Here is a 19,901-nt window from a genome sequence, read left to right as displayed (position 1 = left end):
AATTGGTCACTGACTTCCCACGGTTTGGTTCGGGCCATCTTGGTTTCTCCTTTGCTTGGGGGATTCGTGTTCCTTTCCTTGTTCTTGATTCTATCATCTCCTTCCACGTTTTCGGATAAGTTCTGAGAGGTACTGAATACTAAAAAGTTGCTGAGGGTCAAGCCAGACGTGTTCGACCTGGAAACCGGTACTATTTGCCAGTTGCCGGAATTCGTCAAGCGTGTATTTGTAGGAACTTTCGGTCCAAATGCTTTCGAAGTTATCGAAGGTGATTGTTTCGTCACCAAACTGCACCTCTTGCTTTTGTAAGCTAACGAGGTGCATTTCGATACGCCCCTGACCAGGATTATAAAATGCATAATGTCCAAACTGGTCAAGTTGAAAATTGCTCGCCAACTCCTCATTAAGCCGTTCGAGCAAATGTAAATTGAACTGTGCTGTCACGCCATCGCAGTCATTGTAGGCTTTATGCAGAATTGCAAAATCTTTTTTTAGATCTACTCCTATCAGTAAACCGCCCCCTTTTCCACAGGTTTGCGCGATTTGAGACAGGAAGCGTTTAGCGGGCTCGCTATCAAAATTGCCGATTGTTGATCCTGGATAATAAGCCACCTTGCGTTTACCTGGCCTCGATGGCTGAGGTAAGGCAAAAGCACTGGTATAGTCTGCACAAATGGGGAGAATCTCTAATGTAGGGTAGGCATGAGCGAGCGTGAGCGATGCCTGTAATAGATGTTCCCTCGAGATGTCAATGGGTACGTATGCTATAGGATCTACCAGATGGTCAAGTAACTGGCGTGTTTTAATACTGCTTCCACTGCCATACTCAATAAGCATACATTGTGGACCGAGTGCAGCGGCGATAGCTTCGATTTGCTGTTGCAGGATAAGCGATTCTGTACGCGTCAGGTAATAATCATCGACTTCAGTGATGCGGTCGAACAATTGAGAGCCGACCTCATCATAGAAGTATTTACTGGGAAGTTCTTTATATGGTTTGCGCAATCCTTGCAGAATCTCCATGCGAAATGTATCTTGCCTGGGCGCGAAATCATATCGTTCAAGCTGTTCTTCTATGTGCTGTAAAATTTTACACCTCCCGAGCTAAGCGAATACCCATAAATTGCCAGCGCGCATCTGGTGGAAAGAAATTGCGATAGGTGGGCCGGATATGGGTGATAGAGGTCGCGCATGAGCCACCACGCAGCACAAATTGGTTACACATAAATTTCCCGTTGTATTCGCCAAGTGCTCCTGGCGCTGGTTGATAGCCATGGTAGGGGAGATAGGCACTCTGCGTCCATTCCCAGACATCCCCAAACATTTGTGCTGGCTGGTCAGAGGTGAGCAGGGTTGACAGTGGCTCTGGATGGAACGTGCGTTGTTCAGCAAAGTTCCCAGTGATAGGAAGATGAGATGCTGCGATTTCCCATTCTGCTTCGGTTGCCAGGCGTGCCTTTGCCCAGCGAGCATAGGCATCAGCCTCATAATAACTGACATGGCAGACTGGCTCGTCAGGATCAACCAGACGCAATCCGCTGAGGGTCATTACATACCAATCATGATCCTGTTTTATCCAATAGAGAGGAGCCTGCCAGTGTTCTGCCTGGACAGTATTCCAGCCACTGGATAACCAGAGAAGGGGATTTTGATAACCGCCATCCTGCATGAAGTCAAGGTATTCTCTATTTGTAATCAGGCGTGATGCTAACTGATACGCATCGACAAACTGGCGATGTACCGGGCCCTCATTATCGTAGGAAAAATCCTGCCCCTGATAGCCGATCCAGGCAAGCTGTTCTGGATAGCTAATCCATTCAAGCGGCGGGACCTGGGCGGTTTTTTGAGGTATTTGCTCATGGTAAGCTGGATACAGAGGATTACAAGAGAGAACATGTTTGATATCGGTCACCATCAATTCCTGATGTTGTTGTTCGTGATGAATACCCAGTGTCAATACCGGTGTAATCTTTTCGAGAAGTTGTTCATCACAAGAAGCCAGGAAGTCAGTGACGCATTGATCTACATAGTGACGATACGTATAGGTCTCGCTCACCGTAGGACGTGAAATCAAACCGCGTTGAGAACGATTATGGCGCTCACCAACCGAGTTGTAGTAAGAATTGAACAGGTAGGCATACTGAGGATGTGGTGAAGCATAATCAGCTACATTGGGAGACAATAAAAAGGTCTCAAAAAACCAGGCAGTATGGGCGAGATGCCAGCGCGTTGGACTCACGTCTGGCATTGATTGAATAACGTAATCCTCAGTCTCCAATGGCACACACAGTTGTTCAGTAAAATGACGTACTCGCGTATAGCAATCAATCAGAGATTGACGAGGGGAAGGTTGAGTCTGTGTTGCGTAGTCCTGAATATTTTTAGCCACTCTGCAACTCCTTGAAGCGATCTTCATCTTTATGTGGTTATTGAAGAGTTTAAACCTACAATAACGAACAATCAATAAGCTTCGGGCTTAGCAGACGTATATTTTTTCCTTTCTAGCTGTGCCAAACACTGCTCAATTTGCAGTTTTTCAACACTTTATGACTTACATGCTGCTTTTGTACAGACGATGTCACGTTTCTACATTGGCTTTTTTATTGTAAACTCGAATGATTTTTTTCTCAAGTACGCAAAAAGGAAATTGTCCTTTGCCGTATACCCTCTTTTTGTCCATTCGTTTATTTTATCGAGCTGAAAATGCGCCCTTTTTTATCCATGCAGCTATTTAAATGTACTTAAGGATTATTGCAGATAGATTATCCCGTATAGTATTCTGTTGTGTTTCTGAATCATTGTTGATAGATTTCTCTAGTTTAGATGTGGCCTTTATCAAGAAATTAAGAGCCTTAGCGAAGCCATCAATATGAGTAAAGATGGAATACTAAAATATACCATATATGTATATTTTTTCCTGCGTATAACTGCTTTATTCTGTCATTTGCATAAGGTATGATTGTAACCTGAAGATGTTTCTACTACAGGTAACTTTTTGAATCAGGATAGATAGTAAGATTGTGAGAAGCTTATGCGTATTCGAAATTTTCGTTATAGTGACCTTCCATCATTAGTCATGGTACAAAGCAGTTCCGTCGTAGTTGATCAAACCAGGGAAGTGGATGAAGCTGCGTTTACCCGCTGGCTGCTTGATCCTGAACTGGATGCTCCTGCTAACGCTTTTGTGATGACCGACGATGATGATGAGATGCTGGTGTGGGGACAGGCTGGTACATTGGAAGGAATCGAGGGAGAAATTATTGGTTATACAGTCCTGCAGTATCAGCATGACCAGGAAGGGTATCATTTTGTTTGTCGGGGGAGTGTCCATCCAGCGCAAAGAAGAAGAAACGCCGGGAGAGCTTTGTTGATGGGGGCTTTAAATCGTGCGCGCATCAGCGCGACCGAATTTGAATTTGAGGCTGAAAGGGAGCAGTTCCCTATTTTCTTTGAGGCATTGTTACCGGTTGCTGATGATGCAACGTCCCGGTTAGCGGCGAAATGTGGCATGAAAATGAAAAATCGACCAGTTATCGAAGGATTACAGTTATATCAAAAAGAGCTTTATGAATAATTTCAATCATACTAAAAAAGGTTATAGAATAAAGGTGCAGCAAAAAAAGCCTCCGATACTGCCAGATAGAGAAGGATGCTAGCAGCGCGGAAGCTAACGGTTTATTCCGTTTCTTCGTCAGTTGTATCCTCTGGTAAAGGCGGCGGGGCTGCGAGTAAGGCATCCAGGGTTGAACGACGTATACGATAGGCCTGACGTATACCACTATGAGGTAGTGAAATAGCCTCAAGTACACCACTCTTTATCCATCTACGCACAGTGGTGTCGTCAACGCGCAGTTGTTTGGCAACCTCGCCGACGGTGAGCAAATCCGCATCCTCGTTTGCCACAATTTCCTCTTTCCGGCCCGAATTCTAGTCAGGCCAACGGATGTCAATTCCGATTTTAATACAGGGAGACAAAAGTATATTTCAGTCAATATATGTTTTGTCCATTCTACTATAATGACGATCTGTGCCCTTTATTTGTAACATTCATTTTACAACGTCTTACACTTTATTAATGAACAAAATAAGAACTGGAACGTATCACTTGTATATGTAAAAGACATGGACTATCAATCAAGCGATTGATTTATCCACCTATCCTAGACATACTTCTGCTGGCTCTCTTAAACCTTTTATCTCCAATATAATGCTTTAACTCTTTATTTTTGACAGCTTCACGTATCGTCTGTATAAGTAAATCATCATCAGTTGTTGAGCGCACCACAGCGCGAAGATCGGTTTCCTCTGTGCCAAACAGACACGTGCGCAATTGCCCATCGGCAGTAATACGAATACGATCACAGGTAGAGCAGAAGGGCTCACTTACAGGATTAATGAAGCCTACTTCTCCGATGCCATCACTAAATGTGTAGCGGCGTGCTGTCTCTGAGGGGTCGCCGGACTTAATTTGCTGTAATGGACCATATTCGGCCTCAATAATTTGTTTGATTTCCGCGCCGGTGAGAATATCTTCTTTGCGCCAGAGTTGATCTGCGTCCAGAGGCATGAACTCGATCCAGCGAACAAGGTAGGCTTTGCTACGAGCCAGCTGAGCGAAGGAAAGCACTTCTTCCTCTGTATAGCCGCGTATGGCAACTGCATTGATCTTGATGGGATGAATAGCCGGGTATTTTTCTAATTCGGCCAGACCTTCTAGTACCTGTTCGAGTTGATCGCGACGGGTTAACTGTGCAAATTTCTCGCGCAGCAGAGAGTCCAGGCTAACATTAATGCGGGTCAGGCCAGCTTCAGCCAAAGGTTTTGCCTGTTGTTTGAGCAAAATACCATTGGTCGTCAGACTCAAACTGTGCAGTCCCTCAATCTTTTTCAACTGACTGACAAGTTCCGGGACATCTCTACGAACCAGGGGTTCACCACCAGTTAAGCGAATCTGCTCAATGCCAATGCTGACTGCTACACGAGCAATGCGTGTAATCTCTTCAAAGGAAAGGATTTCAGCTTTTTTCAGCCAGGGAAGTCCCTCAGCAGGCATGCAATACGTACAACGGAAATTGCATTTATCAGTAATGGAGATACGCATACTTTTGATACGTCTTCCATAACTATCCGTGAGTAATTCCATAATCGTACCTCTCTAAGGATGCAGTTAGACAAACAATCTGTTATGGTATAACTATAACACCTTTGCCTGTAAGTGTTTTTTATCTATGTGTATGACGTTATGACGAACAAAGTATTAAGACTGAGGTAGCTTTCTAGTACTTATCTATTTACAAAATAACATAAGTTTGAATACGAGTAAAATACTTTGTTATTATCTGGTCGAAAATGTCTCTGAAGTCGGCTACAAGCTTTTCATTGGTCTGGAAGAAACGATCTGAAAAAGAAGTAAAAAGCAGCCGTTAAGTATCGTAAAACACTTAACGGCTGCTTCCTGTTTCGGATTAGCTTTAGATCTTGCTTGCTACTTTTAGTTCTGCCAGGCAAGAAAGCTTTTAGGCATCGTAGTACATGGAAAATTCAATCGGAGCCGGGCGTAAACGAACCTGATCGGCTTGCTCACGTTTCAACTCGATGTATTTTTCCAGTAAGTCAGGAGTGAAAACGCCACCCTCAAGCAGGTATGCGTGATCATTCTCCAGGGCTTTTAACGCCTCATCCAACGAGCCAGGAACCGAGCTAATCTCGCTCAATTCTTCAGGAGTCATGCTGTACAGGTCTTTGTCGACTGGACCATAACCATACTGGCTGGGATCGATCTCATTACGAATGCCATCGAGTCCGGCCATCAGCAGAGCTGAGAAGAGGAGATAAGGGTTGGCGGTTGGATCGGGCGGGCGGAACTCCATGCGGGTTGCTTTCGCGCTCTCAGTACGAGGGATACGCACAGCCGCACTACGGTTACCCTGTGAGAAGACCAGGTTAACAGGAGCTTCAAAGCCAGGAACCAGACGCTTGTAGCTATTGGTTGAAGGTGCTGCAATTGCCAGAATGGATGGAGCGTGGCTCAAGATACCACCAATGTAGTAGCGAGCCAGTTTGGAAAGATTGGCGTAGCCCTCGGCGTCAAAGAACAGAGGCTTCTCATCCTTCCACAGACTCTGGTGAGTATGCATACCGGAACCGTTATCACCATAAACTGGTTTGGGCATGAAGGTGACTGACTTGCCATACTTGTGAGCAGTATTTTTGATCACATATTTGAAGAGCATAAGCTTGTCAGCGGTATCGAGCAATGGACCGAACTTGTAGTCGATTTCGCACTGTCCAGCGGCACCAACTTCGTGGTGGTGTGCTTCTACCGTAATACCAAGCGCTTCCAGGTTCAGCACCATTTCTGTGCGGAGGTCCTGGTGGGTATCATTAGGAGCGACCGGGAAATAACCACCTTTGACATTCATCAGATGACCCAGATTGCGCACGCCATCTTTACCACGGCTATTCCACTGAGACTCTTCCGAATCAATCTCTGCATACTGGATGTTGTCCTGTGATGCATAGCGAACGTTGTCAAAGATGTAGAACTCAGCTTCTGGACCAACGAAAACGGTATCAGCAATTCCCGTGCTGCGCAGATAAGCTTCTGCTTTTTTAGCAATGTAGCGTGGATCACGAGAGTAAGGTTTCTGGCTACCGGCAGGACCTGGATGGGCAATATCACATGTGAGGCTCAAGGTTGGAACGGCTGTGAAAGGATCGAGGAATGCGGTATTTGCATCAGGAATAACGAGCATGTCGCTCTCATTGATGGCCTGGAAACCGCGAACGCTGGAGCCATCAAATGGCAGACCTTCCGTAAATAAATCTTCTGATAGTACATGGACTGGTACACTAAAGTGCTGCCATGTTCCTGGTAGATCAGAAAATTTGAAGTCTACTATCTTGACTCCATTTTCTTTTGCTAGCTTCAGAACTTCCTCTGGGGTCATCTGTCTTATTCTCCTCTTAACATGATATCCTCGCATCGTTGCAGGAAGGGGTGGCGTGCATTGCCCGGTATGCCTTACGCGATTACTTCATGGGATAAGTTTCGCAATCCTTACATCCACGAGATCGCTTCTATCTGCCCTTATAATATGACGGTTATGGAGGAGTATACTACAGACAGTTTATCCGAAAGTTACTGGTCCGCTCTTGTGCATTGTGCACAATCTGTGTTGTATGGCTTGATATTTCTTTCTTTTATGTATTGTAACCACCTTTTTATCAAGATTTGTCTGAAGCAATCACCCCATTATTACAGATAACTAGATGTGCAGCATGCCAGATCCTGCTCGTCATAGGTCTGAAAAGCGTTAATATCCTCAATAGTATCGATATCCAGTGCCAGCCCAATACTGCTATAACAGTAGTAGCGAAGCTGTCTTTGTTCAGCTTCGTATTGATGATGATAACGGCTATTGATACCAAAGCGATAAGGAAGGACCAGTGGTGGTCGGGTCAACAATGCATTGGTGCCAGTCCCATCCTGAGAAGGCGCGATAATCACATCGTGCTGATGTGCTATTTCTACAAGATTGCAAACATCTTCCACCTGCAGGAGTGGGAGATCGGCAGATATGGTTAACAGAGCTGTTGTTCCATGCTGATATTCATAGGTGGCTGCGGCCGTAAGGGCGGGATTATGTCCCGCCTGCTCCTCTAAAAGGGCCTGGGCGCCCCACTGTTGGGCATACCGCAGGACATCCTGGTCGGAACTGACAACCGAAATATGGTCAAAGGCATGACTATCGCGCAAGGTCAACAAGACATGCCGGAGCATATCTAGCATAAGAGTTGCTCGCTGCTCCGGTTGTAAGTGAGCAGCGAGACGACTTTTCGCTTGATCAAGAGATTTGACCGGCACAAGGGCGGCAAATTTCACTATTTTTTGTTGTTGTATAGACAAACCAGACGTCCTCTAGTCTATTGCTCGCTCCCTATCCGCGTGATTGGCAGATGAGCAATTTTTAATACGACAGTCCCGCCGCATTTAATACATGACGTGCCAGATTGGCTTTGGCTTCGCTGTCACTCATAATAGTATTGGTGATGGATGTAGGAATGCCCAGGTCCTCAATGGCTTCAGCGAGTTGGGCATCTTGCTTATCAATTACCATGACATCCAGAAAATCTCGATAGTGCCTTGCCACGCCAACAGCAGATACATCCATATGGAGACCGCGCATCAGTTTATCTGCGGGCCCTTTAATGGGAGCACCACCAACGATGGGGCTGACGGCAACGATCATGCCACTTGTTTCATGCAACGCATCATGAATCCCCGGCACGGCTAAGATGCTGCCGATGCTCACAATAGGATTGCTGGGAGCCAGTAAGATGGCGTCTGCACTTTTCAAGGCTTCGATGACACCTGGCGCTGGTTTAGCTTCCTGCGCTCCTACGAATAGAACATCTTGTACCTCATCAGAACACTTGCGCTGGATCATGTATTCCTCAAAATGGAAAAGTCCTGCGGGTGTCTGAATGTGGGTTTCAATTGTTTGATTGCTCATCGGGAGTATGCGCAATTTGAGTCCAAAGTGCTGGCGCAGTTCGTCAGCAACCTCACTCAAGGTTTTACCCTCACGTAAGCGAGCCGTACGATGGATATGGGTTGCCAGGTCGCGATCACCCAACATAAACCAATCTTCATTGCCATAGCTGGTCAATTGTTGCATCGTGTGGTAGGTATCATCGCGAATACCCCAGCCAAACTTCTCATCAACGACACCAGCAAGGGTGTAGATCACTATATCTGTATCAGGAGACACATTCAGGCCATAGAAGACCCGATCATCCCCTGTGTTGGTAATAATGGTAATCTCCTCCTGGGGAACGACCTGTATCAGACCTTGTAAGAAACGTGCAGCGCCAACACCACCTGCGAGAACGACGATCATAGATTACCTCAATCAAAACGAACTATCAAACTATCCAAAGGGAGGCGCGGGCGACGTTTTGGATCGGCCGCTGCGTAACCTACCGTAATCAATGCCTGGGGAATAAGTCGACTATCGAGATCAAGAGCCGCACAGGCCACTTCTGGACAAAAGAGTGGGGCGCACATCCATCCTGTATCCAATCCCAACTCATAAGCCGTGAGCAGCATGTTTTGGATGGCAGCCCCAATACTTTGTACCGCCATGGTTTTTTCATCCGCCTGCCGTTGCGCATCAGGATACTGATCAAGATCTTCTAGATAAAGGCAAGGGAGAATGATAGCTGGTGCCTGCAAAATACGTTGGCGCGATTTTTCCATGCGTAGTGCCACGATATCTGGCGCTTGTCCATCCATCTCCAGATTTTGCTGCCAGGTTTGTCCCATCGCATCCGCAAGTTGCTGTTTGGGTGTTGTTCGAGTTAAGACCGCAAAACGCCAGGGTTGACGGCCGTGTGGAGATGGGGCCCAGCGTGCCGCTTCTATCATCTGGTGCAAGAGATCGTGTGGCACAGGAATGTCCTGGTATTGACGAACGCTGCGACGGCTTCGCATCAACGCAGCCAGATCATCGACACGCCGTAGTGTGGATAAGGCGTGCGCTGATTCTGCTGGCTCTCCGGCAGCTTGATCTCCAGTGTGATTGAGTTCTTTCATGAAAATACTACAAAACCTATTCAAGACTAACGGAACATATCGGTAGCGCTATCCCGGGTCAGGGTGTGAACCGTGCCTTCTCCAGGTGTATAGCGATATCCACGAATAAGAGCCACCGGGATACGGTCAACCTTACCCATGACAAGTTCAGCCGCCGAAGATAGTTCATCGGCGACTGCAATAATGCTGGCGCGTAACTCATAGCCATAGGCATCATGTTGTCCGCGATAATCGGTCAGTGCCTCCATGCCTGCCACTCCAATTGCCATATTGACCTGTCCATTGCGCCAGGCCCGACCCCAGGTATCCGAGATCAATATAGCGATGTCTTCTTCATTACTCAATGCTTGCAAACGACTCCGAATGGCACGCGCAGACTGATCGGAGTCAACCGGCAGCAATGTCAGAAATTCTCCGCCTTCAACATTGGATTCATCGACGCCAGCATTGGCACAGATAAAACCATGATAGGTCTCGCTAATCATAACGCCGCGCTCCATGCGCGCAATACGTTTACTTTCGCGCAAAACAACTTCAACGTGTCGTGGATCTTTATCATTGCGTTCAGCAAACGCTCGAGCAAATGCTGATGGTTCAATAGTTTCCAGGTTAACGAGACGTTCTTCAGCTTTAGAAACAATTTTTTGTGTCACTACCAATACATCGCCCGCTTGTAGTGTAAGCTGTTGCTGCTGTAGTGCTTGATAAATAAGAACGCCCAGATCAGTGCCGGGGTTGATTTCGCCGATGCCTGTGATCGGAATAATGCGTAATTCTGTGCTCATAGCCCTCCTCGTGTGATTATTATATCTTCTTGCAAGAGGGACTGCCAAGCGACAATGTTTTTAACTGGGTCTGTATGGGTCGTGCTTGCATTCAGTTTAATGGCTGCTTGATAATGGAGAAAGGGGTTGCATTGTGACGAAATGAATATTAAAGTAGTCGTGATGTGCTGGCTGAATGACTCTGTGGCCTCTTCTGATCTATGGTGATAGTTCCTTAGATGGCTAGAGTTTGCTGGTGCAGATATTTGGAAGGAGCAATCAGTATGTTGAAAACCCTGGGCCGACTTTTCCTGGGTTCCCTTTTCATTTATGGGGGAGCAGGAATAATTATGCAGCCGGAGTATCGTGAAAAGCTGGTTGAGAAGGCAGGATTGCCTTATCCTCATCAGGCTACCATTTTGAATGGTGCTGTTATGGTAGTAGCTGGCTCTACCCTGGCGGCCGGCCTGTTGCCAAAATTATCGGCACTGGCACTGGTTGGACCTCTGGCGGCAACAACAGTCGTAGGACATGCCTTCTGGAAGGAGCAAGAAGCGGCCAGCCGCGCAAATCAGCAGACGCAGTTTTTTAAGAATCTTGCCTGTATCGGTGGTTTGTTGTTAGTCATCACAGGAGATAGCGAATAGAAGAGTGTGTACAATATAGGGAAATAGATTGAAGTCTCGCTTGTCCCAGATTTTTCCAGTATCTGAGGTCAGGCGAGCTTTTTTTGAAAGGATGAATGGTTGTGATGGAGCAAGAAGTACAGAAAAAGAGAGCGATCCTCCCAGAATCCCTGGGACTTTCCTGAACTATTGGCAGAAGGATTGCGACCGCATAAAGTTTCTGAAATCTACATTATGGGGGCGCCTGTACACAATTACGGTAGCGATATCTCTACAACGCTGGATACGAAAGTGTTGGCACTACACGCACATGTCGGTCAGGTGGGGGAGTTTTTCTCTGATATAGAGCACATGCTACGAGGATGGAGCGCAGAGCTTGGTAAAAGGTATGGCGTTGCTTATGCCGAGGAATTCCACCGTACGACAAACTTATAAGCACCAGGCATGTTTGTATAAGTCCAGAATGTTTGATGTGTTGATGGAGTTGGCTTAAACACTTGCATTATAGTGCAACTATATGGCATACTTACTAGCAAAGAGACCTTCGGGGCAGGGTGAAATTCCCGACCGGCGGTAAGGTAGCAAGCTTAAAAAGAGCCCTATCAAGCCCGCGAGTCTATATGCAGTCGCTTCTTGACTATGTATATGATTGATTCGGTGCAATTCCGAAGCCGACGGTACAGTCCGGATGGGAGAAGGTTATGCAGAAACCATGTGCGATGATGCATTTGATCATCGCTCTCTTTGCGTTTTACGAATGTAATAGAGCGAAACATGGTTTGAGGAATCTCCCTTACATGACCCCCTGGGTTAGTTGAATTGACGTATCACTTTGTTTGCTTGCAGACAAACCGTCAGCAAAATGGGTGAGCACGTTAGTATTAGCTATGACCGAGGGATTATATTTGTATGAGTGCTACAACTTCAAGGACTGATGGTGCACGACTGGATGTGCGTCAAAAATATCAAGGAAACGATGCTGCGGCAAGCAGCGTGAAAGAGACTCGTGCTACCAGGGGCACGACCTGGAAGATCATGAATCGTGTCCTGACTCTTCCTCCTTTTCTACTCGGCGCACTATTACTGCTGGCCTGGTATATCGTAACCGCGACTGGAAGCGTGAATGCATTTATCTTACCTGCTCCAAAAGATGTGTTTGCTAGCTTGATTGACGGCTTTAGTTCAGGTTTGTATTGGGAACATATTGGCATCACGCTACAAGAGAGCTTTTTTGGTTTTCTGCTGGGGGTAGCTGTGGCCTTGCCGTTAGGGTATGGCATTGCTAAGTCCCGCCTGGTGGCATATACCGTACAGCCCTATTTATCCGCCGGGCAGGCTATACCAGCCATTGTCATCGCTCCATTTCTCTACCTCTGGTTGGGGATGGGTGTGCTACCTGTGATAGTTGTGTGTATGCTGGTAGTATTATTCCCCATGGTGGTAAATACAGTGCTTGGGATTCGAACGATCGAGCGCGAATTGTTGGATGCCGCCCGTCTTGAAGGAGCCTCTGGCTGGTCCTTATTATCCGCAATTGAGTTTCCTCTGGCCTTGCCTGCCATTCTCGCTTCGGTCCGTACCGGTTTAACCTTATCAATCACCGGGGCACTGGTCGGTGAATTTTTCTGTAGCCCTGATCAGGGATTGGGTGCGTTGGTGCAAATGGCTTTACATCAATATAATATGGCTTTTATGTTTGCAACTGTTATTATTCTGGCGGTGCTTGCAGCCGTCTATTATAGCGCCACTGCATTATTAGTGAAGCTCGCAGAAGTGATATATTGATGCTGTGAGCTCGCATTCACCTGAGAATAGCTAGCCGGATGATCTGCTCTGTTCAATGCATATATAATGCGTGAAGTGGTATTTTTGGGTCACTTCACGCTTTTTGCGCACATCAGTGTCAGATCGCTACTGCTTAATACGCAACCTTTTGAATGGAGAAAGCATTTAGATGACAATCTATCGTCGTTTGTCTGTGACCTGGTCATTTGTATCACTCGCATTGGTGTGTGTCATGTTTTTGGCCGCATGTGGAGGACCAGTTTCTACCAGTAACTCTTCAGGAAACTCATCAACTACAGCGGATAAGTCCCTGACGGATGTTTCAATCGGGTTGGGATATAATCCTGATATCCAATTTGCCCCTTTTTATGTTGCGCAATCAAAGGGCTATTATAAAGATGCTGGCCTGAATGTGACCTTCCATCATGGCATCGTCACTGATCTGATTGGTACGATGATCGCCGGAAAAAATACCTTTGTGTTTGCCAGCGGTGATGAGCTGTTGGCCGCTTATGATAAAAATAAAAGCCTGCAAGCTATCGATACCTCGACTATTTTTCAGAAGTATCCTGTTAGTTTAATTGTGCCCAAAGATGCCAGGATTCAACAGTTGTCTGATCTTAAAGGTCATACTATTGGCGTGCCTGGACCCTTTGGTGCTACCTATACAGGATTATTAGCTTTATTGCAAGCGGGTCATCTTACAACCAATGATGTCAAAGTGCAGTCTATTGGTTTCAACCAGATCTCTGCCTTGATGTCGCATAAAGTGGATGCCGTGGTTGGTTATTCTAACAATGAGCCATTGCAGCTTGAGCGCAATGGTTTCCATGTGCGTACGTTTGATGTTTCGGACTATATGCCACTGGTCTCAAATGGCATTATCACGACAAAAGATACCTACACCAATCAAAAGCAGGTAGTGAATGCTTTTGTGCGAGCAACCCTGAAAGGTGTCAAGGATGTGGTTGCTGATCCCCAGGGAGCAGTTAATATCAGCAAGCCCTTAATACCCGGGGTAAATCCCGATGTGGCCCTGCAAGTGCTTAAAGCCACGATTCCAATATACCAGGGGAAAGGTAATCCTGGCTATAATGATCCAACCGCCTGGACTTCCACCGAAAAGTTTCTGGCATCCCAGAAAGTGATCGCACCCATTACGGATCTTTCTCAATTCTATACCAATAATTAGATTGTGTGAGCATCAAACAAAGAAGAGGAGCATAATCCACATGAGATTATGCTCCTCTGCTTTGTTGTTTATTCTGTGCAGTGCGTCAAGCTGTGTAGTTGTAAATTGCCAGATTCTGGAAGGACACATCGGAGCCCTGGCCTACTGTAAGACCAATATTTCCACCTGTATCGGTGCCTGGATAACCACTGCTGGAATCACCTTCCCGAACTCCATTAATGTAGTAGATAAACTTATTTCCAGACACCAGAACATCAATAGTAACCAAACCGTTAAGATTTGTGCCATGGATGGGAACGTCAGCCAGAGAACCCTGTGTCGATTTACTGTAATTTGATGTCCATGCTCCATTGCCTACCATAAATGAGTAGTTAGCATCTGATGATCTATGGTAATAGATACCAAGCTGACTATCTGGTGTGTTAAGCTTCACTTGAACCTGAATAGCATAGTTAGCAGGTAAAGTCTGTCCATTTGGCAGTTGAGTTAAAATAACTCCCGCGTCATCTGAGGTAGGATTGGTGAGTCGCAGTTGCGTTGGTCCGCATGTCGCCTGGATATTTATATTGGTCCACGTGCCTTTTTTGGGGTCACACATGCCTGGATAGTTAGTACCATAGATGAGGGCACCGAGTGTACCATCTCCGGGGCCAGGCGATTTAGAACTGGGAAGTGGGTAAGCAGGATTTGTTTTTCCCGCTGTTGTGCCCGGTGTCGTCAGTGTTGCTTTTGTGTTGATGGCCGTACTGGTTGCATGACCTGATATAAGGGGGATGCCTGTTTGATTTGTATTGCTGCTCAAGTTAAAGATATGAGTCACTAATCCTAACCCTCCTCCCAGTATGACAACTACGGCAAGGAGTGCGCCAACGATGAGCATGGTACGAGATTTTTTAGGTGTGGTTATACTACGTTGATAGTTCTGCGGTTGCGAAAGCAGGATTTGTGGCTGCTGTACAGGATTGTCAGTATTCCACTGTGCTGAAGATTCTGTCCTGCGTGCTTTTTGCAATCCAGCATTTTCTGGCATCGCTACAGGGTCGATATTATCAACAAAAGTAGTGTTGTTGCGGCCCTGATCTGTAATCACAGTTGGGAGGGCTTGAAGGCGGTTTTGGGTACGTTCTGAAAGACGTGGTGCAACCTCGGTTTTTTTGCTATGGCTGTCCACATCTTCATCTTCTTCCATGAGCATTGTTGACATGGAAGGAATTTGATTTGCCACATCCTTTTTTTTATCAAGCGGATGCTTCATCGCCTCAGTGGGCATTTCATCTTCTTCTGTCTGACGTTCCGGTTGTCCTTCGGTTATTTTCTCCTGGGTAAGGGGATACACAGGCGTAAAATGCTCTCCTGAAGAGGATGGTAGGACACTGGGAAAGCTATCTCCCAGCGTTTCAGCGACCGCTTGTCGTAATGCCTGTGCAAAGATACCTGCGCTGTCAAAGCGGTCGTGAGGAGACTTTGCCATTGCCTTCATTACGACGGCTTCAACATTCTTTGGTACCTGAGGATTGAAGCGGGTGAGAGGGGGAGCTTGTTCAAGCGTATGTTTAATGGCTACCGCAACTGGAGAGGTTCCAGTAAAAGGGACGCGCCCGGCAAGCATCTGATAGAGTACAACCCCCAGAGAATAGACATCGGTACGGTAGTCGATGGCATCGCCTGTGCCTTGTTCTGGAGAAAGATATTCGGGTGTCCCGACGATTGTACCGATGCTGGTCAAGTGGCCCTGGCTATTTTCTTGATCAGTGACATCTTTCAAAACTTTGGCTAAGCCAAAGTCGGCAAGCAGAATACGACCATCGGCGTGAAACAAAATATTACCAGGTTTCAGATCGCGGTGGACAATGCTCTGTGTATGTGCACTATCCAGTCCAGCCGCTGCCTGTTCGATGATGGGCACAACTTCTTCCAGGGAGAGAATGCCGCGTTTCTCCAGGACATCGCGGAGTGTGCCACCTGTTACATAGGGCATGACAAGATAGGCAAGATCGCCTTGTTCGCCGTATTCATATACAGGCATAATGTTGACATGATCCAGTGCCGCAATAGCATCGGCTTCACGACGGAAGCGGGCCAGGAATTCGGCCCGTGATCGTTGTTCAAGCACCATGCCAGGTAACAGCACTTTGACGGCGACGATGCGCCGTGGACGTGATTGTCGCGCCAGATACACTGCACCCATACCACCGCGTCCTAGGAGACGTTGGAGTGTACATGTTCCGAGCGTCTGCCCTAGTAACTCATTGCTATCGGTTACCACGCTCGCTTTTCCTCTCAATGAAATGTATCAACTGGTTGGTAGTTTGCATAAGAAATATTTCTATTAAGGCTCATTCCCTTGTACCTTGCCCGACTCAATCAGCAAGTCCCTTTGTGGAGCTCCTTTTTCAGGCAAGATAATATTTAGCGATTTCCTTAATGGCTCCTCTAGTTTCCAGATTCAGATAATCTTTATCTGAGCATAGAGTATCTGTTTACAATTATATAAGGTATCACACTTATCCCTGACATGTCATCAAAGGAAAGAAATAGAGAAGGTGATACTTGTGATGGTTCTTCCTCATTATAATAAACGATTGGGGAACGTCAACCGTTGCGTTAGCATATATGGGCTGGGAAATTTGATCAAGGGCGTATTTAAGCGGCTCCGCTTTGGGAGTTGAACAGAGAGAACAGGCTTCCTAGCTTCTGGATATGCTGGCTTCAGGTGGTTCTGTATGAATAATCACTGTATTTAAGTTCGGGTAAGAGCGGCGTAATGCACGTTTAATCTTTTCCGCGTCAATATGAACCTGGCTGAGAGGAGCCTGGGCATCAAAAATGGTATGAAGAACAAGATCTAACTCTGGCGCGCCTTTGGTCCTATGTCCTCGTATTTCAGCCAGTGCTTTGCTAGGACGGTAGAGATGAATATCATGGGCGCTCCCTGTTCCTGCAATGCCGTCTGCAATGCGGCACATATGCGAAGCCATTTCCTGGTATTGGTCCGTCACATCCTGGCGCTGAACGATTTTTTCATCAGGTGGTTCCAGATGTGTCGTCACGCGGCGAAGTCGTTGATTGGTTTGTAGGACCGCCTGCTCAAGGCGTGTTGCCACAGCATGGGCTTGTTCAAGGCTCATATCGGCCTGAACTTCAAGGTCAAAATCCGCTTCAAGTTGTTCTGCAACCTCGCGTACATGAATATGATGTGCATGGACGCCATGATGTTCAGCCAGATAATAAATCTGATCAGTAATACTTTCCTGGGAGGAAATGACCGGCTCTACATGAACAACCACATCAATATCATCCAGGGCTGAGAAGGCATGCACTTCTGTTATAGTGGCTTGTTCTACCGATTCGCTGAGTTGGTGAATTTGATCAAATGAGAGCAAACGTGACGCTTGAATAATCACATCGGCGAAACACTTGTTTCCGGCCCGGCGTACTCGCACACGGCGTACACTGATCACTTGCTCCAGGGACATCAGTTTTTGTTGAATCTGCATGGCAAGTGGACCTGGTGATTTATCAAGGAGAGCATCGCTGGTCTCACGGGCGAGTTTGAGACTGACCCAGATGACGATCCCCGAGACACCAAAGGCTGCGATGGCATCAGCCTGTTCTAGCCAGATCGGGAGATGAAAAATCTGGGTGAGATAGACGATAAGCAGACCCAAGATCACGACAGCGGAGCTCCAGATATCAGTGCTAAAGTGCAAGGCATCAGCCTCAAGTGCCTGGCTACCGAGTTTTTTTGCCACTCTGAGAAGCAGCCGTGAACGCGTGATATCCACTACAATTGAAACCAGCATGACGATAAAGGCCCAGATGTTGATCTCAACATGTCCTGTATGAAATAGCAAGCGTTGAGACGCTTCAAAGATTACCCAGGCCGCCGTGAGTAACAGCAAAAGAGCTTCTAGCAGGGCGGAAAGATTCTCAACCTTCCCATGGCCATAATTATGATCAGCATCAGCGGGGCGGTCAGCGACACGGACCGCAAAAAAGGTCATCAGGGCAGCGATCAGATCGAGCCCGGAATGAGCGGCTTCTGCCATAATGCCCAGGCTTCCTGTGAGAATTGCCACCAGGATTTTTAATCCTGTCAGGCCCACAGCTGCCAGCACGGAGGAAAGTGCTGCCGTGGTTTTTTCGCGTTGAGCATCTTTTGTCATCGGCATGAATTTGAAAGGCCTCCTCGATTAGCACGTATTTTTCTACCAGGAGATGTGATGTATGCATGTCCAGCAATCATTTTACTCGATGTGAGAGGTCAGGGCAAGGAGAAACTGCCGTTTGAAAAAAACGGATGATATAGTTAATTTTGACATATGTTTGTGATCCTACTATAAAAATTACTAATTGACAGATAAAGATTTTGTTGTTATGCTTGTCAATAACAACTTTATAAATAAAGACTGACCCGCGTTGAGCGAAACTAGTATGACGTTGGGAGCCGACAGAGATCTGGCTGTATGCTGAGAAGCCGGAATGGTGAGACCCACGCAGAACCCCTTCGTGAGCGGTTGTCCGAAGAAAGTCCTGGTTATAGAGGCTGGCAAACGTTTGCTTTTGTCAGTAATAGAGAAAAAAACTATAACCATATGACAAGTAGGATAGGTGGGTGGCTCCCGCGCAGCATATAGCTAGAAAGAGTGGTCTTTCCACCTTCGCTACAGCGTGGTATTGAGAATTGAGATTACAGCTATTGTGATCTCTCGATGTAAGTGTGGAAGACAATCCGGGTGGTACCACGGGAGCAGAGATAGCTTTCGTCCCTTGCAGTATAAGCATGAGGGATGAAGGCTTTTTTTATTGTTGTTGAGTAGAGAAATTGCGAAGGGGACGGTATATGACGACTGTTTCTATTGTGAATGTAACAAGCTATACAGGATCGGAACTGCTACGCCTGATTGCGCAGCACCCCACATTTGAGGTGACCTCTGTAACCGGTCGTAGCACCGTTGGGAAGCGTCTGGAAGAGATTTTTCCGTTCTTGCGTGCTGGTGTACCCATAAGTGATGGTCGGCGTCCAGCAATAGATCCTACCCTTGTAATTACCGAAGAACCAGCGCAGACCGACCTGGCTTTTGTTTGCCTTCCGCACGCCGCGGCAGCGGAAGCCGTTGTGAAACTGTTGCAACGCGGTATGAAAGTAATAGACCTATCGGCCGACTTTCGCTTACACGATGTGGCAGTCTATGAAGAATGGTATAAACATACACATCCCGCTCCGGCATTACTAGAATCTGCCGTCTATGGACTTTGTGAACACTATCGACAGAGTATCGCTGCGGCATCGCTGGTAGCCAATCCTGGATGTCATACAACGACCTCTATTCTTGCACTAAGTCCAGCAGTGGCGGCTGGCATCGTTAAGCCGGATGTCATTATTGACACAAAGACCGGCATCAGTGGCGGGGGACGCAGCCCAAGTTTAATCTACCATTTCCCCGAAGCAGATGAGGATGTCAGTGCCTATGGATTGTCCGGGCATCGACATATGCCTGAAATTGCGCAAGAGCTAACGGCATCTGCTATTGCCGGTGGGCATCCCTTTGAACAAGAGTTACGTATTACATTTGTTCCGCATTTGATGCCTATGACACGTGGTATTCTGGCTACCTGTTATGCTGATCTCAAGCAAAACGGCGTTGAGCCTCTCATCACGACAGCGGAAGTACGTGTTCTTTATGAGCAGTACTATAAAGATGAACCGTTTGTACATGTGATTGATCAACCACCACATACGAAATGGACATACGGCAGCAACCATTGTTTTATTTATCCAATCGTTGATAGCCGTGCCAGACGCCTGATCGTCGTTTCCTGTCTGGATAATCTGGTTAAGGGAGCGGCAGGACAGGCGATACAAAATGCGAATATACTGTATGGATTGCCAGAGATTGCAGGATTAACATCACTCGCCGTGCATCCATAGGTTC

At 46.7% G+C, this 19,901-nt stretch carries 16 protein-coding genes and 1 riboswitch; of the genes, 5 read left to right on the top strand and 11 right to left on the bottom strand.

Annotated elements, in window-relative coordinates:
* Positions 1 to 93: 93 nt before the first annotated feature.
* Together egtD and egtB are read right to left on the bottom strand one after the other, a co-directional pair.
* The gene (egtD, locus tag F1593_RS15380; protein ID WP_149402449.1) at positions 94 to 1,023 is read right to left on the bottom strand and encodes an L-histidine N(alpha)-methyltransferase; all 930 of its coding nucleotides are present in this window, start codon (positions 1,021 to 1,023) and stop codon (positions 94 to 96) included.
* 67 nt (positions 1,024 to 1,090) lie between these two features.
* Positions 1,091 to 2,389 (bottom strand): ergothioneine biosynthesis protein EgtB, encoded by a 1,299-nt coding sequence (gene egtB, locus F1593_RS15375; protein ID WP_235932595.1) that lies wholly within the window; start codon positions 2,387 to 2,389, stop codon positions 1,091 to 1,093.
* A 642-nt stretch (positions 2,390 to 3,031) separates the two neighbouring features.
* On the opposite strand from egtB, the gene F1593_RS15370 reads away from it, so the two are divergent.
* A complete protein-coding gene (locus F1593_RS15370) occupies positions 3,032 to 3,574 on the top strand; it encodes a GNAT family N-acetyltransferase (RefSeq protein WP_149402447.1) in 543 nt (180 codons plus the stop codon).
* Positions 3,575 to 3,675: 101 nt separating this feature from the next.
* Here the strand turns inward: F1593_RS15370 and F1593_RS15365 are convergent, their stop codons facing one another.
* The 7 genes from F1593_RS15365 to cofE form a co-directional block, all read right to left on the bottom strand.
* On the bottom strand, positions 3,676 to 3,903 hold the full coding sequence (locus tag F1593_RS15365) for a helix-turn-helix domain-containing protein (RefSeq protein WP_149402446.1): 228 nt from the start codon (positions 3,901 to 3,903) through the stop codon (positions 3,676 to 3,678).
* A 244-nt stretch (positions 3,904 to 4,147) separates the two neighbouring features.
* On the bottom strand, positions 4,148 to 5,143 hold the full coding sequence (gene moaA / locus F1593_RS15360) for a GTP 3',8-cyclase MoaA (RefSeq protein ID WP_149402445.1): 996 nt from the start codon (positions 5,141 to 5,143) through the stop codon (positions 4,148 to 4,150).
* A gap of 373 nt (positions 5,144 to 5,516) precedes the next feature.
* Positions 5,517 to 6,950, bottom strand: a complete 1,434-nt coding sequence (glnA, locus tag F1593_RS15355) for a type I glutamate--ammonia ligase (RefSeq protein ID WP_149402444.1) — start codon at positions 6,948 to 6,950, stop codon at positions 5,517 to 5,519.
* Between the two features lie 308 nt (positions 6,951 to 7,258).
* On the bottom strand, positions 7,259 to 7,909 hold the full coding sequence (gene cofC / locus F1593_RS15350; RefSeq protein ID WP_235932594.1) for a 2-phospho-L-lactate guanylyltransferase: 651 nt from the start codon (positions 7,907 to 7,909) through the stop codon (positions 7,259 to 7,261).
* Positions 7,910 to 7,970: 61 nt separating this feature from the next.
* Positions 7,971 to 8,903, bottom strand: coding sequence for a 2-phospho-L-lactate transferase (cofD, locus tag F1593_RS15345; protein ID WP_149402443.1), 933 nt, complete (start codon positions 8,901 to 8,903; stop codon positions 7,971 to 7,973).
* An 8-nt stretch (positions 8,904 to 8,911) separates the two neighbouring features.
* Positions 8,912 to 9,598 (bottom strand): nitroreductase family protein, encoded by a 687-nt coding sequence (locus F1593_RS15340; RefSeq protein ID WP_149402442.1) that lies wholly within the window; start codon positions 9,596 to 9,598, stop codon positions 8,912 to 8,914.
* A 26-nt stretch (positions 9,599 to 9,624) separates the two neighbouring features.
* Entirely contained in the window at positions 9,625 to 10,383 is a 759-nt protein-coding gene (cofE, locus tag F1593_RS15335) for a coenzyme F420-0:L-glutamate ligase (RefSeq protein WP_149402441.1), read from the bottom strand.
* A 263-nt stretch (positions 10,384 to 10,646) separates the two neighbouring features.
* On the opposite strand from cofE, the gene F1593_RS15330 reads away from it, so the two are divergent.
* The 3 genes from F1593_RS15330 to F1593_RS15320 all read left to right on the top strand — a co-directional run bounded on the left by F1593_RS15330 (position 10,647) and on the right by F1593_RS15320 (position 13,965).
* The gene (locus F1593_RS15330) at positions 10,647 to 11,009 is read left to right on the top strand and encodes a DoxX family protein (protein ID WP_172632139.1); all 363 of its coding nucleotides are present in this window, start codon (positions 10,647 to 10,649) and stop codon (positions 11,007 to 11,009) included.
* Positions 11,010 to 11,524: 515 nt separating this feature from the next.
* A riboswitch (FMN riboswitch) is annotated at positions 11,525 to 11,692 on the top strand.
* Positions 11,693 to 11,897: 205 nt separating this feature from the next.
* Positions 11,898 to 12,773 (top strand): ABC transporter permease, encoded by an 876-nt coding sequence (locus tag F1593_RS15325; protein WP_149402439.1) that lies wholly within the window; start codon positions 11,898 to 11,900, stop codon positions 12,771 to 12,773.
* 169 nt (positions 12,774 to 12,942) lie between these two features.
* Positions 12,943 to 13,965 carry an ABC transporter substrate-binding protein gene (locus F1593_RS15320; RefSeq protein WP_149402438.1) on the top strand — a complete coding sequence of 341 codons (1,023 nt, stop codon included), beginning with the start codon at positions 12,943 to 12,945 and terminating at the stop codon, positions 13,963 to 13,965.
* Between the two features lie 85 nt (positions 13,966 to 14,050).
* On the opposite strand, the gene F1593_RS15315 is transcribed toward F1593_RS15320, so the two are convergent.
* Both F1593_RS15315 and F1593_RS15310 read right to left on the bottom strand, forming a co-directional pair.
* Positions 14,051 to 16,231, bottom strand: a complete 2,181-nt coding sequence (locus tag F1593_RS15315) for a serine/threonine protein kinase (protein WP_149402437.1) — start codon at positions 16,229 to 16,231, stop codon at positions 14,051 to 14,053.
* A gap of 421 nt (positions 16,232 to 16,652) precedes the next feature.
* Positions 16,653 to 18,137 (bottom strand): cation diffusion facilitator family transporter, encoded by a 1,485-nt coding sequence (locus F1593_RS15310; RefSeq protein WP_149402436.1) that lies wholly within the window; start codon positions 18,135 to 18,137, stop codon positions 16,653 to 16,655.
* A gap of 671 nt (positions 18,138 to 18,808) precedes the next feature.
* On the opposite strand from F1593_RS15310, the gene argC reads away from it, so the two are divergent.
* The gene (gene argC, locus F1593_RS15305; RefSeq protein WP_149402435.1) at positions 18,809 to 19,897 is read left to right on the top strand and encodes an N-acetyl-gamma-glutamyl-phosphate reductase; all 1,089 of its coding nucleotides are present in this window, start codon (positions 18,809 to 18,811) and stop codon (positions 19,895 to 19,897) included.
* The last annotated feature ends 4 nt before the right edge of the window (positions 19,898 to 19,901 follow it).

The organism is Dictyobacter arantiisoli (genome assembly GCF_008326305.1).
In the GTDB taxonomy this organism is placed as follows: domain Bacteria; phylum Chloroflexota; class Ktedonobacteria; order Ktedonobacterales; family Ktedonobacteraceae; genus Dictyobacter; species Dictyobacter arantiisoli.
The sequence above is the reverse complement of the archived record's forward strand: the minus strand, read 5'-3'. Positions and strand labels throughout refer to the sequence as shown.

What these genes read in the sequence shown, in the direction of transcription:
- F1593_RS15320 (WP_149402438.1), top strand. Translation starts at nt 12,943, where the DNA reads ATGACAATCTATCGTCGTTTGTCTGTGACCTGGTCATTTGTATCACTC.
- F1593_RS15330 (WP_172632139.1), top strand. Translation starts at nt 10,647, where the DNA reads ATGTTGAAAACCCTGGGCCGACTTTTCCTGGGTTCCCTTTTCATTTAT.
- cofE (WP_149402441.1), bottom strand. Translation starts at nt 10,383, where the DNA reads ATGAGCACAGAATTACGCATTATTCCGATCACAGGCATCGGCGAAATC.
- moaA (WP_149402445.1), bottom strand. Translation starts at nt 5,143, where the DNA reads ATGGAATTACTCACGGATAGTTATGGAAGACGTATCAAAAGTATGCGT.
- F1593_RS15325 (WP_149402439.1), top strand. Translation starts at nt 11,898, where the DNA reads ATGAGTGCTACAACTTCAAGGACTGATGGTGCACGACTGGATGTGCGT.
- F1593_RS15370 (WP_149402447.1), top strand. Translation starts at nt 3,032, where the DNA reads ATGCGTATTCGAAATTTTCGTTATAGTGACCTTCCATCATTAGTCATG.
- argC (WP_149402435.1), top strand. Translation starts at nt 18,809, where the DNA reads ATGACGACTGTTTCTATTGTGAATGTAACAAGCTATACAGGATCGGAA.
- F1593_RS15310 (WP_149402436.1), bottom strand. Translation starts at nt 18,137, where the DNA reads ATGCCGATGACAAAAGATGCTCAACGCGAAAAAACCACGGCAGCACTT.
- cofD (WP_149402443.1), bottom strand. Translation starts at nt 8,903, where the DNA reads ATGATCGTCGTTCTCGCAGGTGGTGTTGGCGCTGCACGTTTCTTACAA.
- egtD (WP_149402449.1), bottom strand. Translation starts at nt 1,023, where the DNA reads ATGGAGATTCTGCAAGGATTGCGCAAACCATATAAAGAACTTCCCAGT.
- glnA (WP_149402444.1), bottom strand. Translation starts at nt 6,950, where the DNA reads ATGACCCCAGAGGAAGTTCTGAAGCTAGCAAAAGAAAATGGAGTCAAG.
- F1593_RS15340 (WP_149402442.1), bottom strand. Translation starts at nt 9,598, where the DNA reads ATGAAAGAACTCAATCACACTGGAGATCAAGCTGCCGGAGAGCCAGCA.